We start from the raw sequence: 16054 nt of genomic DNA, 5'->3' as shown, positions 1-16054 counted from the left end.
ATGAGTACAGAATTACTGATCAACGTAACGCCGAGTGAAAGCCGTGTTGCCCTAATCGAAAACGGTGTGCTTCAAGAGATTCAATTAGAGCGCATTGGTAACCTAGGTATTGTTGGCAATATTTACTTAGGTAAAATAAGCCGTGTTCTACCGGGAATGCAGGCAGCATTTGTTGATATTGGCTTAGAGAAAGCCGCATTTTTACATGCATCAGACATAGTAAACAGTGCCTCCATTGTTGAAGGCGTAGACGATGTACCAATAAAAAAAGTGCAAGACATACGCGAACTGGTTCGCCAAGGCCAATATATTATGGTGCAAGTGGTGAAAGATCCATTAGGCACAAAAGGTGCAAGGCTAACGACCGACATCACTATTCCTTCTCGTTACTTAGTATTTATGCCTGACGCAACGCATGTTGGTGTGAGCCAGAGAATAGAAACAGAAGAAGAGCGTTCTCGCCTTAAAAAAATTGTTGCAGAATATGGCGATGAAAATGGCAGCTTTATAGTTCGCACAGCGGCCGAAGGCGCAAGCGAAGAAGAGTTAAGACACGATGCTGGTTTTTTAAGGAAGCTGTGGGAAAAAATAACCGCACGCCGTAAAAAAACTAACAAAGCAACCATATTACATGAAGACCTAACGCTTGCCTTTAGAACACTGCGTGATTACGTGGGTGAAGACATGGAGCGTATTCGTGTTGACTCAAAGCTTACCTATCAAGAGCTAAAAGTATTTACCGAAGAATTTGTACCGCAACTTTCACAAGTACTCGAGTACTATCCGGGTGAGCGCCCTATATTCGACTTATTCGATGTAGAAAACGAAGTGCAAAAAGCGCTGCATCGTAAAGTAACGTTAAAGTCCGGCGGATACATTATTATTGATCAAACAGAAGCTATGACTACGGTTGACGTAAATACAGGAGCATTTGTAGGGCATCGTAATTTAGAAGAGACTATTTTTAATACTAATGTTGAGGCAACGTCTGCCATTGCGCGCCAGTTAAGGCTTCGTAATTTAGGTGGAATAATTATTATCGACTTTATCGATATGGTCAGTGAAGAGCATAAAAGCCGTGTATTACACTCGCTTGAATCGGCGCTTGCTAAAGATCGTACTAAAACAAATATTAATGGTTTGTCAGCGCTTGGGTTAGTTGAAATGACCCGAAAACGTACCCGAGAGAGCTTAGAGCATATTTTATGTGATGTATGTCCTGCATGTTCAGGACGTGGCTCACAAAAAACAGTCGAAACGGTATGCTACGAAATATTGCGTGAAATTGTACGCGTAAACCGCGCCTATGCAGCCGATAAGTTTATGGTTTATGCAGCACCAGCTGTAAGTGAAGCCTTACTTAATGATGAGTACCACAACTTGGCAGAGCTTGAATTATTTATAGGTAAGCAAGTACACATACAAACAGAAAGCTTATACAGCCAAGAGCAGTTTGATGTGGTAATGATGTAATGAAAGCAAAAGCGGTCTGTTTTTTTTGTTTTAGAAAGTTATGGCAAACCTGCGCCATAATTTTGGTATTACTGGCCGTTATTGTTTCAATATTAAAATACACACTCCCTTACGCAAACGATTATAAAGGTGACATAGAAACCTACCTAGATGAAAAATTTGCTATTAGTTTATCTATTGGTGCTATTTCAGCAAGTTGGCAGGGAAATGGTCCTGCTCTTGTGCTTGAAGACTTGTCGTTTAAAGATAACGAAACTGCACCTATTTCGCTAACCATTGCAAAAACCAGCCTAGAGCTTAATTTATGGGAAAGCATAAAAACACTGCAATTAAAGTCTAATTACTTTGTTATAAATGGCTTTCATACCACAGTAAATGTGACAGACTTGTTTGAGAGTAGTACTCAAGATGATGTTTCGTTTGAGCAAAAAGAGCTTATAGAAGGGTTATTTTTAGGTAATACAGGTCATTTTGCAATAGAAAACTCCAGTATTAATTTTGTTTTAGACGACAACAAAGAGCGTAAACTCCTGCTTGAAAATATCATTTGGCAAAATGAAGAGTCACAACATTTAGGCAGTGGAACATTAGCTTTACCTGGTATTTCGGTTGGCACCTTTGACGCGCGCATTGCTCTGAAAGGGGAAAGCTTAGAAGAAGTTGCGGGCAACATGTATGTCCAAGCCAATAAGGTAGATGTGTCTAATTGGTTGGCGCAATATATAAATACTGAAAAACAACAGTTAACTAGCGATATCAATTTACAGGCTTGGTTAAAAATTGAAAAAGGCCTGATTGACGATATAAAAATGCAATGGCTACCAAGCTCCGTTACTTGGTTTAATGAAGCGCAAAGCCAACAAGTTAGTTTAAGTGAAGGTGGCTTTCACCTTTATCCTGAGCAAGGTAATTGGCATTTAAAAAGCACCGGTTTAGCGTTTAATAACAACAATACGACATGGCCAAGCCTAGAGTTTGAGGCTCAACTAGGTGAAAATAATCAAATTTGGTTAAATCAAATAGATATAGCGCTGCTGGCTAACTTGGCAGCATTGACTAATTTTGATTCTCTCGATGCTTTTTTAAAGCGTAAACCAAGTGGGCAAATACAGCAGGCATACGTTAATTATGAAAGTAACCAGCAGTGGCAGGTATGGTTTAACGCCAATAACATTGGCTGGCAAGAGCTTAACTCAGTACCTGCAGCGCAAGGTTTACGCGTAAACGGGTTAATAAACCAAAATAAAGGTCGTATCAGCCTATTTGGCGAAAACGGCACCTTAATAACTGGCGACAGCTTTAGTGACAACATTAAGTATAACCAGCTAAACATAGAATTAGATCTCGCAAAGCAAAATAATAATTGGCGTATTAGCAGTGACAATATTTGGTTTGATAACAATGAGGTCACACTCGCTGCTGAGATGCAGCTTAGCTTTGGTGATTCACCGCGCCTTTATTTATACGCAGAGGCGTTTGCAGAGGATGCCAGTATTGCGGGTCATTATTTCCCGTTAAAAGCAATGAGCCCAGAACTCGTTAGCTATCTTAACGGGGCTATTAAAGGCGGTGAAATATCAAAAGCTCAAGTTTTATTTGCCGGGCCATTATCTGGGTTTCCGTTTAAAGATGGCTCAGGGCAATTTGATGTACTTGCCCAAATTGATGACGCCACGTACCAGTTTGATCCGCAGTGGCCAGCTGTAACAGATGCAAAGGTAAAACTACATTTTGCTAATGAGCGCATGGACATTTACAGCCAACAAGGCACCTTGGTTAATTTAAATGTGGGTAATAGCGTTAAAGTTAGCATTAATGATTTAATGAATGCCGATGAGCTTGTGGTGCAAATAGATAAAAAAGCGCCGATGGAAAACCTGCACACCTTTTTTAAAGCTACACCTATTGCGAGCCCGCTAGCTGATATTTTTGAGGTCATACAAGGCCAAGGTGAAGCCGATGCCAGCATTGAGTTACTGGTAGGTTCAAAGTTTGAAGGTGGTGCAAGTGTTAGTGGCACCGTCAAGCTAGATGATTTGCCTGTATTTATTGCCACACCCGGTATTGCATTAAATAACTTAACCGGCGTGCTTAACTTTAAAAACGATAATATCGAACTTAAAAATGCGAGCGCTACATGGCTTGGGATGCCGCTGGCAATTAATTATACTAGCCAAAGTGAAGCGAGTGACTACAAAGCAAACATAAATATTAATGCACAACTTGATGCCAATACCCTAATTAATAGCGGGCAAGGTATTTTAAAAGGCTCACTAGAAGGGCAAAGTGCGGTTGATATAGGGCTTGTGCTTAACTTTACCGAGCAAGGGTTTAATTACCGTGCTCAGGTTAACTCTGACCTTATTGGGTTAACAAGTAAATTACCAGCACCATATAATAAAATCGACACACAACCGTGGGTTCTTAATGCGGTTGTTCAAGGCGATGACATTTCAAACCTTATAACAACACAGGTAAATAAGCAGTTTTATTTTAATGCAATATTAGAAAATGGAAAATCGCAATTTAGCAATGCGCATTTTATTATAGGTAAGCAAGACTTGGGCCTTAACTCACAAGACTTAAGCGTTACGATAAACCTAGAGCAAACAGAACTTGTTCCTTGGGTAGATCTTATTGATCAAATTATTAGTGCAGCCCAAAACGATGACGATCCTCAATCTCAAGGCATTATGCCACCACTGAATGAGATAGTCGCCAATATTGGCATGCTCGATATTAGCAGTATGGTATTTAACGACTTTGAAATGCGCCTAGCCCCTGAGCAAAGCAATGTGTATTTAAAATTAAACGCCAAAGAACTGCGTGCAGGTGTATTTATACCTACCTCGCAGCGCAGCCAGCCTATTAGAGTTAACGCAGATTATTTACGCGTTAATTTTGCAGAGCAAATTGAAGCCCCCATTACTGAAGCTGCAAAAGCAGAACCCGAAACCGATTTAACGTGGCTGACGAACTTACCTGCTATAGAGTTTGAATGTGCAGATTGTAAAATTACCAACTACCAACTAGATAAAGTAAGCGCTTCGTTACTTGGCGACGGTAAGCGATTGGTTATTTCTGAACTCGTTGTTGATAAAGGCGACCATATTTTACGTACTAAAGGGCAATGGCAAAATGGGCTTACCCAGCTAAGTGGCGAGGTTAAAAGTGATGATATAGGGGCCTTGTTTAATGAGTTTGATATTACCACTGCAATTAAGGGCTCTAAAGCGACTATAAACTACAACCTTGCATGGCAAGCTGCACCTTACTCATTTGATGTTCCGAGCCTCAGTGGAGAAATTGATTGGGACTTAGGAGAAGGGCACCTAACCGAAATTAGCGACGGTGGCGCCCGAGTCTTTTCGTTGTTGAGCTTAGATTCGTTGGTGCGTAAATTAAAACTTGATTTTAGAGATGTATTTTCAAAAGGGTTCTTTTACAACAGCATGCAAGGCTCTATGCAATTAGAGAACGGTATCGCCTATACAAAAGACACTAAAATGGATGGCGTTCCGGCTGATTTAACTATCAAAGGGTATGCAAATTTAAATACGCTTGATATTAACTACGATCTTGCTGTTGCACCGCAGGTTACCTCAAGTATTCCGGTTATTGTGGCATGGATGGTAAATCCTGTAACAGGGCTAGCAGCGCTTGCACTAGATAAAGTAATACACTCTGCGCGCGTTATTTCTGAAATTAATTTTAAAGTGACTGGCACTATGAGCGAGCCTGTTGTTCAGGAACTAGATAGGAAAAGCCGTGAAGTTACCTTACCACAAGCGGCGCAAAACCAGCCCCAAGCATCAGTCGATTTAAAACTTAAAGATGCTGAAGTAACCGCAACTAATGACTAATTTAGCGACGCCTAAAAACCACAATATATTTGCTTTGCAAATGTGCTCTGGCTTAAATGCCGACGACAATATTGCAGAGTTAAAAAAAGCGTTAAGCACACTCCCTTCTAAGCGGCCACTGCTTGTATGCCTACCTGAGGCCTTTTTGGTGTTTAGCAAAAGTGGTCACGACACGCTGTTAATAGCTAAACATATTGAGCAATACAAACGTCAAATAAGCCAGTTGTGTAAACACCATAATATTTGGTTAAGCGCAGGGACAATTCCTGAGCCTTACAACAATACTAAATATTATGCCGCCTCACATTTATATAATAATCAGGGTGAGTGCGTTGCAACGTATAATAAAATACACCTATTTGATGTAAACGTAGATGATAAAACGGGGAGTTACCGCGAATCCGATTTTACCCAAGCTGGTAGCGATGTGGTTGTGGTTGAATCCCCCTTTGGTAAACTAGGTCTAACAGTATGTTATGATCTGCGTTTTAGTGGCTTATTTACTGCGCTTGTGCGTAAAGGCGCAGAGGTTATTTTAGTGCCAAGTGCATTTACAATGGTTACAGGCCAAGTACATTGGCGGGCATTATTAGCGGCGCGAGCAATCGAAACCCAGTGTTATGTCGTTGCTGCAGCCCAATATGGCACACATGAAAATGGCCGACAAACGTATGGTCACAGTATTATTATTTCACCCTGGGGTAACATTTTAAGTAATTTACCCAGCGGTACAGGTTTTATTAGCGCTAACGCTGATTTAGAGCAGTTAAAAAAAATTAGACGAGATATGCCTGTGCAGTCTCATCAACGATTTAGAGAGCATTTATTATGAATTCGGTTGAACAGCATTTATTACACGACAGCCAGCTAAATAGAGAAGAGCTCGAAAAAACGCTCGCTTACATACATCAGCACAAAGTAGACTACGCCGATTTATACTTTCAATCGAGTCATCACGAGTCGTGGGTACTTGAAGATGGCCTAGTAAAAGAAGGCTCTTACAATGTAGAGCGGGGAGTTGGCGTACGTGCAGTAAGCGGCGAAAAAACGGGCTTTTCATATTCAGATGCTATCAACTTAGAAGCGCTTAACAAAGCGGCTACAGCAGCTCGCAGCATTGCCGATGCAGGCGAAGATAAAGCCATTAAAGTATTTAGTAATGTATCAGCAAAAGTGCAATTTGCACCGCATCAGCCAATTTCAAGTATGAGCGATAGCGATAAAGTGAGTTTATTACGGGAGCTTGAAAACTACATTCGAGAACTCGCCCCCGATGCAGAGCAAGTAATTAGCTCTATGTCAGCAGTATACGAAGAAGTATTAATTGCAGCCAGTGACGGTACATTTGCTACCGATATTCGCCCGCTTATTCGTTTAAACTGTTCAGTATTGCTTGAAAAAAATGGCCGTCGTGAGCGCGGTGGCGCAGGCGGTGGAGCACGTTTAGATTACGGCTATTTTAAAGAGCTGGTAAACGGTCAACCACGTTGGATGGAGTTTGCACAAGAAGCTGTTCGCCAAGCTAAAGTCAACCTAGAAGCCATTGACGCGCCAGCTGGCACTATGGAAGTGGTATTAGGAAATGGTTGGCCAGGTGTGCTTTTACACGAAGCGGTAGGCCATGGCCTTGAAGGCGACTTTAATCGTAAAGGCGCATCTGCATTTAGCGGTAAGGTAGGCCAAAAAGTGGCTTCTGAGCTATGTACCGTCGTTGATGATGGCACCATGGCCGATCGTCGTGGTTCTCTAAACGTAGATGATGAAGGCACTCCTGCTGCATATAACGTGCTTATCGAAAACGGTATTTTAAAAGGCTACATGCAAGATAAGCTAAACGCACGTTTAATGGGGGTTAACCCAACCGGAAATGCGCGTCGTGAGTCGTATGCGCACTTACCTATGCCACGCATGACAAATACCTACATGTTAGGTGGTGAGCATAGCCAAGCCGATATTATCAGTAGCGTTAAAAAAGGCGTGTTTGCACCTAACTTTGGTGGCGGGCAGGTTGATATTACCTCGGGTAAGTTTGTGTTTAGTGCATCAGAAGCGTACTTAATTGAAAACGGTAAAATTACACAGCCAATCAAAGGCGCCACCCTCATTGGTAATGGCCCTGAAGTCATGCAGCATATTTCAATGGTAGGTAACGACTTAGCACTTGATAAGGGCGTTGGCGTGTGTGGTAAAGATGGCCAAAGTGTTCCGGTTGGCGTAGGGCAACCTAGCCTTAAAATTGATCAGCTAACGGTAGGTGGAACAGCTTAAAGGCTTAACCGATCAAGTTTAGGCGCGAAACCCTTCGCGCCTAGTCGTTCTATGAGCTAGTTGCTTGGTTATTTACTTCGCTTAACGCAATTTTATGCTTCATTTCTTCTTCATACCATAGCGCCATAAAACACTCTGTGAGTTTATGCTCTATGTCCAGTGCCTGCTCGGTTGGGCAAAATAGCGTAAAGCGCGCTCTAAACTCACCCAATTCGGTTGTTCCAAAATGTATTTCTGGTGCAGGGCCCGATATTTTTGCATCTAGTTTTCGCTCAATAATCGAGTTATAACGAGTGGCGAGCTCTTCAAACTCTTCGCAATACATTTTAGCTTTCACCGAGAGCGTGTCGTAAATTGGGTAAGGGTTAAAGCTCTCTTTTCGAACAATAGAAAAGCTATGTGTTGCAAAGCGTTTTACATAATTTAGATTTTTAATTGGGCTGGTAATGAGTTTATTATTAGGTATGTAAATCGTTTTTCTTGAAAACTGATAAGTGTGCATGTCTATTTCATGCATGGTTGTTTTTATCCAGTCTGTTTCTGCTACTTCACCGTAATATTCACCGACTTGCACCCAGTCGCCGACCCTAAATGGCCGTGTGGTGACTAAGTAAAAAAAGCCAATAACACATTGAATAAACTCACGAGTGGCTAAAACAATGGCAACCGCAAAGGCCGCAATAGATAACGCAAAATTTTGAATTTCAGTCGACCACACAAACAACAGCGACAGCACCAACACAAAATTAATAAAATGTTTAATGTTATGTGCAATGTAGCGAATATCTTTATCTTTTTTTTCTGCGCGGTTTCTCGCTAATTTATCAACAAGTACTTTTAATCCAAGTGCAAAACTAAGCATAACAATTGAAACAAGAAACGGGTGTAGCAATATATCAGTAATCATAATATCCAGTTGTAGGTATGTTGATAAACACACGCTAGTATATTGAGTTATTTAGCTAATAAGCAAATTTTACCCTAATAAAAAGGCCCCTTAACACATAACTGTAAGGGGCCTAGGGCGTGTTGATCTTTGATGGTTGAATTTGCAGCAGCATGTTTGGTTTTTAGGCAAGGCAGAACCTATGTAGTGTGGTTATTCCCCATAAATAGGCGATAACGCAGCATAAATGCCAAACATGCGCTGCCCTTCGGGTTCTGCCTAAGGGCGATAAACTCTTTGTTACTCGGTTTTTACTTAGCCCACTAGGTTACAAACCTCGCGCCGCGATTTAATCGCCCCTAGATTGAACAAACTTTAATCCGCAAAGGTCAACACACCCTAGTTAAATTAGTAAATAACTTGAACTCTGGTTAAGAGATTTATTATCCAGAGTTTAGGTTAAATAGCTTAGCGCATGGTAACAAACTCTTCAGAGCCCGTTGGATGTAGTGCAACAACAGCATCAAAGTCAGCTTTAGTTGCGCCCATTTTCATCGCTACGGCAAAGCCCTGAATCATTTCATCAACGGCAAAACCAAGCCCGTGTAAGCCAACCACTTTTTCCTCTTCCCCTGCGCAAACTAGCATCATGTTGCATGCTTGGCGGTGCTGAGTTACCGCGGTGTACATAGCAGCAAAGCTTGATTTATACACTTTCACGTTTTCGCCACCGTATTGAGAAATCGCTTCTTGCTCGGTTAAACCAATGGTACCAATAGGCGGATGACTAAATACCACGGTAGGTACTAGGCTATAATCCATTTTTAAGTCGTCTGGGAGATCTTTATTAAATAAGCGCTCAGATAGGGTACGGCCCGCTTTAACTGCAACAGGCGTAAGCTCAATACCGCCTTCGATAATATCACCCACGGCATAAACATTTTCAGCCGTCGTATTTTGGTATTCATCTACTTTTACATAACCACCTTCGTTTACTTCTACCCCCGCTGCTGCAAGGTTTATTTTGTCTGTTGTAGGTGTACGGCCAATGGCCCAAATAACCTGATCAACATTTTGGCTGTAACCGTTTTCAAAATGAATAGTTAAACTGCCGTCACTTTCTTTGATTACTTCTTTAGGGGAGCAGTCAGTATGAAGAGTCGGACCTTCTTTAGCCATAATATCGACGAGCGTGTCGATAATATAAGGGTCAAATGTACGCAGAGGCTTACTCTTACGAACAAATAAATGTGTTTCTGTGCCTAAGCTATGTAATACACCCGCAATTTCTACGGCAATGTAACCCGCACCAATAACAGCTACGCGTTTAGGTTGTTCGTTAAGCTCAAAAAAGCCATTTGAGTCAATACCATGCTCAGCGCCCGGAATGTTTGGAATAGTAGGGCGCCCACCTACGGCCACTAAAATATGATCGGCGGTGTAGTGTTCACCATTTACTTCAACAGTTTTGCTATCAATAAATGTAGCAAAGCCTTTAATGACGGTAACGCCATTGCTTGCTAGTCCGTTATCGTAACCTTTATGAATTCGGCCAATATAGGCTTCACGACTTTCTACTAACTTGCTCCAGTTGAAATCTTTTACTTCAACGTTAAAACCGTAATCTGGCGCATATAAATTGATTGCTTCAGCTACTTGGGCACCATGCCACATAACTTTTTTAGGCACACAGCCTACGTTTACACAGGTACCGCCCATGTGTTTTGCTTCAATAAGTGCGACTTTAGCGCCACGCATAGCAGCTCGGTTTGCAGAGGCAATACCCCCACTACCACCACCAATTGCTATGTAATCAAAGTGTTGTGTCATTTTAAGTCCTTAGGCGTTGAGTTTTATGCGCATTAGCATAACATTAAGTTTTAAAAATAAAGAGTATTTAGGTGACCTATGTTTAGTAAAAAAACATTCGAATTTACAGCCTTATCGATATAAACCGATACGCTAAGTCAGTACCAAACAGAATATCTGCAGTACGTAAACGGACTCGCTTTAGATTGCATTACCTGTAGGCATTCGTTATTACCGAGTCTAAAAGTGGTTTTTAATGGCTTTCGAATAGCCAGATTAATAAAAGTAAGTTGTTTTTTAACTTTTAGACCCAATCTAAAAATGAAATGCATTAACGCAAAGAGAGTATTTATGAGCAACCCACTAATTGGCCTTGAGGGCTTACCACCATTTTCTAAAATTAAGCCTGAATTTGTAGTACCGGCACTTAAAGACGGTATAGCAAATTGCCGAAAAGCTATCGATGACGTACTTGCAAAAAAGTCATACACGTGGGATGACTTAGTGTTACCACTTGAAGAAGCCGACGATAAACTATCGCGACTATTTTCGCCTGTTTCTCATTTAAATTCAGTAATGAACAATGACGAACTACGCGAAGCGTATGAGCAATGTTTACCCCTTATTTCTGAGTACTCAACCTTTGTAGGCCAACATCAAGGTTTATACGAAGCGTATAATGCCTTGTACAACAGTGACGAATTTAAAACACTGACCACAGCACAGCAAAAATCAATTACCAATGCGCTGCGCGATTTTAAATTGTCGGGTATTGCATTGGCGAGCGATCAGCAAAAGCGCTATGGTGAAATTAGTGCGCGTTTATCTGAGCTTTCATCTAAATTTGGTAATAATGTAATGGATGCGACGTTGGCGTGGCATAAACACATTACTGATGAAGCCGATTTAGCCGGGTTACCCGAGTCTGCACGTGCACTTGCTGCTGATACCGCAAAAAGTAAAGAGCTAGAAGGTTGGGTATTTACGCTTGATTTTCCATCTTACTTGCCAATTATGACGTATGCTGATAACCGTGAGCTTCGCAAAGAAACCTACACGGCATTTAGTACACGTGCATCGGATCAAGGTCCAAATGCGGGTGAGTTTGATAACTCAGACATTATGAAAGAAGCACTTGCACTTCGCCATGAGCTTGCTCAGTTATTAGGGTTTAACAGCTACGCTGAGAAATCACTAGCGACAAAAATGGCTGAAACACCAGAGCAAGTATTTTCGTTTTTAGAAGGTTTAGCCGCTAAATCTAAGCCGCAAGCAGAGCAAGAAGTGGCAGAACTAAAAGCGTATGCTGCACAAAAACACGGAATTACAGAGTTAGAAGCGTGGGACTTTGGCTACTACGGCGAAAAATTAAAACAAGAAAAATATGCAATTTCTGATGAAGTACTGCGCCCATATTTCCCTGCTGATAAAGTGTTGAGTGGCTTATTTGAAACGGTTAACCGTTTATTTGGCATTAGTGTTAATGAAGTAACAGATTTTGATACGTACCATAAAGATGTACGCTTTTTTGAAATTGTTGATAGCAATGACACGCTTCGAGGTCGTTTTTACTTAGATCTATACGCACGCGACCGCAAACGCGGTGGTGCATGGATGGACGATTGTATGGGTCGTAAGGTACGCGCTAATGGCGAGTTACAAACGCCTGTCGCTTATTTGGTATGTAACTTTAACAAAGCGGTAGGCGATAAACCGGCTTTATTTACCCATAACGAGGTAACCACCTTATTCCATGAATTTGGCCACGGTATTCACCACATGCTAACTCAAATTGATGCTGCACCTGTAGCAGGTATCAATGGCGTAGCATGGGATGCCGTAGAGCTACCAAGTCAGTTTTTAGAAAACTGGTGTTACGAGGAAGAAGCGTTGCGCTTTATTTCAGGTCACTTTGAAACTGGCGAGCCACTACCAAAAGAACTACTTGATAAGTTATTAGCTGCTAAAAACTACAACTCAGGCATGCAAATGCTGCGTCAAATTGAGTTCTCGTTATTTGATTTCAAAATTCATAACGATTATGTCGCAGGCGAGCCGTGTCAAATTCAGGCGGTATTGAATGATGTTCGCAGCCGTACCTCGGTTGTTCAAGCTCCTGAGTTTAACCGTTTTCAGCATGGGTTTAGCCATATTTTTGCGGGTGGTTATAGCGCCGGATATTATTCTTACAAATGGGCTGAAGTATTATCGGCTGATGCGTATGCTAAGTTTGAGGAAGAAGGTATTTTTAATCCCCAAACAGGGCAAGCCTTTATGCAACATATTTTAGAAAAGGGCGGTAGTGAAGAGCCTATGGAGTTATTCAAAAACTTCCGAGGCCGCGAGCCACGTGTTGATGCGCTACTTCGCCATAGTGGCATAGCAGCTTAAAAATATGCCATTTATTAAATGTAACAAAAGCGCCTAAACGGCGCTTTTTTATTGTGTGTAGATAATAGGCTATAAACGTTAGTAATTTCAGCACGCCGTACTAAGCTCTAAGCATACTCAGCTGAACGGATTTGTGTATGACAAAGTTAGTACTTACCATTGATGACGATAAATTAACCCACCTTATTATTGAAGAGTCTTTAACTGGGTTTTGCAAACTTCTTCACGCTAAAGAAGGCGCTGAAGGGCTTAGATTAATAAACGAACATAAACCCGATATTATTCTTCTTGATATAGAAATGCCGGGCAAGTCGGGTTATCAAGTATGCCAAGAAATAAAACAAAATCCCGATACGAAAGATATTCCGGTTATGTTTTTGTCATCAAAAGAAGCGCTTATCGACCGAGTAAAAGGCTACAGTGTTGGTGCGTCTGACTACATAATGAAACCGTTTAACACAGAAGAGCTAATGGCACGTATTAAAATACTGTATGCGTATCGCCAACAATGCGTCAAACTCGAAAGCGATATAAATAAAGCCAACAAAACTGCCGCAATGGCGATGACCGAGTCGGGAGATATGGGGCGAATTATGCGCTATGTTGGCCAAAGTTATCATGCCAACAGTTTAGACATTTTGAGCGAGTACTTTTTGGGTTTTTTTACCCCCTTCAATTTGGATGTGGTGGTTGTATTTTGGTACCAACATAAAAGTGAATTTTACAGCTTGCAAGGCGGCGTATGCCCACTAGAGCAAGAGTTATTGGCGCAACACAAAGACGCACAGCGGTTTGTTGATATAGGTGACAGCACTATTATCAACTACCCAAAGCTATCGCTACTGGTTAAGAATATGCCGGTCGATGACACCGAAAAATATGGGCGTTATAAAGATTTATTCCCTCATATTTTAGAGGTCACCAATGAAAAGGTCGTTACTATGGAAAGAAACGAACAAACCTACGAGCAAGCTGATCAAATTAGCACGGCACTGGAAGATATAACAAGCCAGTTTAACGCTCAAAATGTCACGCAAAGTAATGTAGCCGATCAGTTTTGTGCACAACTAGAGGCACTAAATACAGCTATCGAGCTTCAAAAAAATAACTTAAATCCCGCCGATATTGATTTATGTATATCGCAACTTGAACACACGATGCAGTTGTTGGTGTCTGCCAATAGCGATTTAGCGTTTATAAAATATCAGTTTGAGCAGGTAACACAAAGCCGCAGTGAGTTTTTACAGAGTTTACGCCACAAAGTAGATGACATTGAGACGACAAATAACCAAGAGCCTGACATAGAGCTATTTTAGTGCGCTTAAGCCCGCTGGTTGATATACTCTGGCGGTATTTTATCGTCGGAGTGTATTGTGGTTATTCAGTGTGCCTTTAAAGAGTGTCGCCCGTATTTAAATGAATTAGAAACACGTTTTGGTTTGGCAAAGTGGCAACAAGAGAGCCAAGGTTTTAGCTTACACTATGACGATACAGGGCTGAGTTTACTTAAAACAGATGAACCTAAATTAGGCGCCATTAACGTTGACTTTGTTACTGGGGCTGCTGCTCATAGGCGAAAATTTGGTGGCGGTAAAGGCCAAGCTATTGCCAAAGCGGTTGGCCTTAATAAAGGGGCAACGCCTGTGGTACTTGATGCAACCGCAGGTTTGGGGCGTGATGGCTTTGTATTGGCGTCACTCGGTTGCAAGGTTATCTTACATGAGCGTCATCCGGTTGTTGCTGCACTGCTGGCCGACGGTTTAAACAGAGCTTACAGCGACACAGAAATTGGCCCTTGGATGAAAGACAATATGAGCCTAGTCTTTGGCTCAAGCCACACGTTACTTTCCCAATGTGAAAGCATGCCCGATGTGGTGTATTTAGATCCCATGTTTCCACACCGCGAAAAGTCAGCCTTAGTAAAAAAAGAAATGCGAGTGTTTCAAGAGTTAGTAGGCGCAGATACCGACGCCGATGATTTACTTGAATTTGCCTACCCACTTGCCAGTAAGCGAGTGGTGGTTAAGCGCCCTGATTACGCCCCGTTTTTAAATGACAAAACCCCCAGTATGCAAATTAAAACTAAAAAGAACCGTTTTGATGTGTATGTAAAAGCGGCCATGGTTTAAAGGCCCTTATTACGTATGTTGATCGGCTTTAAGGATCTAGGATCTTTTTAAGCTTTTATGTTAGAATTCGCGCAATTTTTTGGCATTAGTAAGAAGCACAGCAATGATCTTAGACGATATTCGCGTTGTTTTAGTTAACACATCACACTCTGGCAATATAGGTTCGGCGGCTCGCGCCATGAAAACAATGGGTTTATCAAAACTTTATTTAGTTGACCCGGCTTGTGAAATTGACAGCCATGCCAGTGCATTATCTGCAGGTGCTAGCGATGTGTTAGGTAATGCAGTGATTGTTGAAAAGCTTGAAGATGCCATTGCTGATTGTGCATTAACTATTGGTACAAGCGCACGTTCACGCACGCTATCATGGCCGATGGTTGAGCCTCGCGAGTGTGGTGAAAAGCTGGTGGCTGAAGCCGAGAATGGTCCTGTGGCATTAGTGTTTGGCCGTGAAAACAGTGGCTTAACCAACGAAGAGCTACAGCTGTGTAACTACCATGTATGTATTCCAGCTAACCCAGAATATAGTTCATTAAACCTCGCAATGGCTGTGCAAACATTGTCTTACGAAACACGTATGGCATTTTTGAATAAGCAACCTAAACAAGAAGCGCAAGACGACACGGTTTACCCAAACTCTAAACAAACAGAGCTGTTTTACGATCACCTTGAAGAGACCTTGTATAACACAGGCTTCATCATCAAACAGCATCCAGGCATTGTAATGACAAAGCTTCGTCGTCTATTTAACCGTGCTCGCCCAGAAGAGGCAGAGATGAATATTTTGCGCGGTATTCTTACCTCTATAAATAAATCGATTCCTAAGTAAGGTATAGCAATTAGTTATATAAACGGGTGTTTAAATAACTGCCTAATACTTGACTAAATTACTCAGGTAATTACAATGGTGATAATACTTGACCAAACAGGTCAAGTATTAAAAATTTGTTAACTACATTCACTATAAGCGATATGTTTTTAAATCAAATTTTTATCAAGTGATAATACTTGACTAATTTACTCTGGTAATTAAAATTTGCACTCTTTGTGCAGGGGGCGTTATGAAATTAACATCAAAAGGCCGTTATGCCGTTACAGCGATGCTTGATGTTGCGCTGCACACAGGTGTTGGTCCTGTCGCCCTTGCTGATATTTCACAGCGACAAGAAATTTCTTTGTCATACCTTGAACAATTATTTGCTCGCCTGCGTAAAAATGGCTTGGTAAGTTCGGTT

General features: G+C 41.5%; 11 protein-coding genes. 9 read left to right on the top strand and 2 right to left on the bottom strand.

Translation table 11 applies throughout. From position 1 onward, the window contains the following. From rng to tldD, 4 genes are read left to right on the top strand one after another with little or no spacing between them, the layout of a single operon-like run. The gene (gene rng, locus ATS71_RS09775; RefSeq protein WP_058404660.1) at positions 1 to 1473 is read left to right on the top strand and encodes a ribonuclease G; all 1473 of its coding nucleotides are present in this window, start codon (positions 1 to 3) and stop codon (positions 1471 to 1473) included. Continuing rightward, positions 1473 to 5336, top strand: a complete 3864-nt coding sequence (locus ATS71_RS09770) for a YhdP family protein (protein ID WP_058404659.1) — start codon at positions 1473 to 1475, stop codon at positions 5334 to 5336. The genes rng and ATS71_RS09770 overlap by 1 nt, the downstream gene beginning before the upstream one ends. Continuing rightward, positions 5329 to 6168, top strand: coding sequence for a carbon-nitrogen hydrolase family protein (locus tag ATS71_RS09765; RefSeq protein WP_058404658.1), 840 nt, complete (start codon positions 5329 to 5331; stop codon positions 6166 to 6168). Before ATS71_RS09770 ends, ATS71_RS09765 begins: the two co-directional genes overlap by 8 nt. After that, positions 6165 to 7604 carry a metalloprotease TldD gene (gene tldD / locus ATS71_RS09760; protein ID WP_058404657.1) on the top strand — a complete coding sequence of 480 codons (1440 nt, stop codon included), beginning with the start codon at positions 6165 to 6167 and terminating at the stop codon, positions 7602 to 7604. Before ATS71_RS09765 ends, tldD begins: the two co-directional genes overlap by 4 nt. A 49-nt stretch (positions 7605 to 7653) precedes the next feature. On the opposite strand, the gene ATS71_RS09755 is transcribed toward tldD, so the two are convergent. Both ATS71_RS09755 and gorA read right to left on the bottom strand, forming a co-directional pair. Continuing rightward, positions 7654 to 8511 carry a mechanosensitive ion channel family protein gene (locus ATS71_RS09755; RefSeq protein WP_058404656.1) on the bottom strand — a complete coding sequence of 286 codons (858 nt, stop codon included), beginning with the start codon at positions 8509 to 8511 and terminating at the stop codon, positions 7654 to 7656. A 447-nt stretch (positions 8512 to 8958) separates the two neighbouring features. After that, a complete protein-coding gene (gene gorA / locus ATS71_RS09750; protein WP_058404655.1) occupies positions 8959 to 10320 on the bottom strand; it encodes a glutathione-disulfide reductase in 1362 nt (453 codons plus the stop codon). A 330-nt stretch (positions 10321 to 10650) separates the two neighbouring features. On the opposite strand from gorA, the gene prlC reads away from it, so the two are divergent. The 5 genes from prlC to ATS71_RS19010 form a co-directional block, all read left to right on the top strand. Further along, positions 10651 to 12690: an oligopeptidase A gene (prlC, locus tag ATS71_RS09745; RefSeq protein ID WP_058404654.1), complete on the top strand. Its 2040-nt coding sequence runs from the start codon at positions 10651 to 10653 to the stop codon at positions 12688 to 12690. Between the two features lie 137 nt (positions 12691 to 12827). Beyond that, positions 12828 to 14006, top strand: a complete 1179-nt coding sequence (locus ATS71_RS09740) for a response regulator (RefSeq protein ID WP_058404653.1) — start codon at positions 12828 to 12830, stop codon at positions 14004 to 14006. A 57-nt stretch (positions 14007 to 14063) separates the two neighbouring features. Beyond that, positions 14064 to 14819, top strand: a complete 756-nt coding sequence (locus ATS71_RS09735; RefSeq protein WP_058404670.1) for a class I SAM-dependent methyltransferase — start codon at positions 14064 to 14066, stop codon at positions 14817 to 14819. A 103-nt stretch (positions 14820 to 14922) separates the two neighbouring features. Further along, on the top strand, positions 14923 to 15648 hold the full coding sequence (gene trmJ, locus ATS71_RS09730; RefSeq protein WP_058404652.1) for a tRNA (cytosine(32)/uridine(32)-2'-O)-methyltransferase TrmJ: 726 nt from the start codon (positions 14923 to 14925) through the stop codon (positions 15646 to 15648). A 232-nt stretch (positions 15649 to 15880) separates the two neighbouring features. Continuing rightward, positions 15881 to 16054 (top strand): Rrf2 family transcriptional regulator (locus ATS71_RS19010; RefSeq protein ID WP_235591464.1); only part of this gene is annotated, 174 nt, incomplete at its 3' end.

It is taken from the genome of Pseudoalteromonas sp. H71 (assembly GCF_001468485.1).
GTDB lineage: Bacteria > Pseudomonadota > Gammaproteobacteria > Enterobacterales > Alteromonadaceae > Pseudoalteromonas.
Note: the sequence above shows the minus strand (reverse complement) of the source record. Positions and strands in the feature narration are given on the sequence as shown.

Excerpts from the sequence above, each read along its gene's own strand:
- rng (WP_058404660.1), top strand. The coding sequence starts at position 1 with ATGAGTACAGAATTACTGATCAACGTAACGCCGAGTGAAAGCCGTGTT.
- ATS71_RS09770 (WP_058404659.1), top strand. The coding sequence starts at position 1,473 with ATGAAAGCAAAAGCGGTCTGTTTTTTTTGTTTTAGAAAGTTATGGCAA.
- ATS71_RS09765 (WP_058404658.1), top strand. The coding sequence starts at position 5,329 with ATGACTAATTTAGCGACGCCTAAAAACCACAATATATTTGCTTTGCAA.
- tldD (WP_058404657.1), top strand. The coding sequence starts at position 6,165 with ATGAATTCGGTTGAACAGCATTTATTACACGACAGCCAGCTAAATAGA.
- ATS71_RS09755 (WP_058404656.1), bottom strand. The coding sequence starts at position 8,511 with ATGATTACTGATATATTGCTACACCCGTTTCTTGTTTCAATTGTTATG.
- gorA (WP_058404655.1), bottom strand. The coding sequence starts at position 10,320 with ATGACACAACACTTTGATTACATAGCAATTGGTGGTGGTAGTGGGGGT.
- prlC (WP_058404654.1), top strand. The coding sequence starts at position 10,651 with ATGAGCAACCCACTAATTGGCCTTGAGGGCTTACCACCATTTTCTAAA.
- ATS71_RS09740 (WP_058404653.1), top strand. The coding sequence starts at position 12,828 with ATGACAAAGTTAGTACTTACCATTGATGACGATAAATTAACCCACCTT.
- trmJ (WP_058404652.1), top strand. The coding sequence starts at position 14,923 with ATGATCTTAGACGATATTCGCGTTGTTTTAGTTAACACATCACACTCT.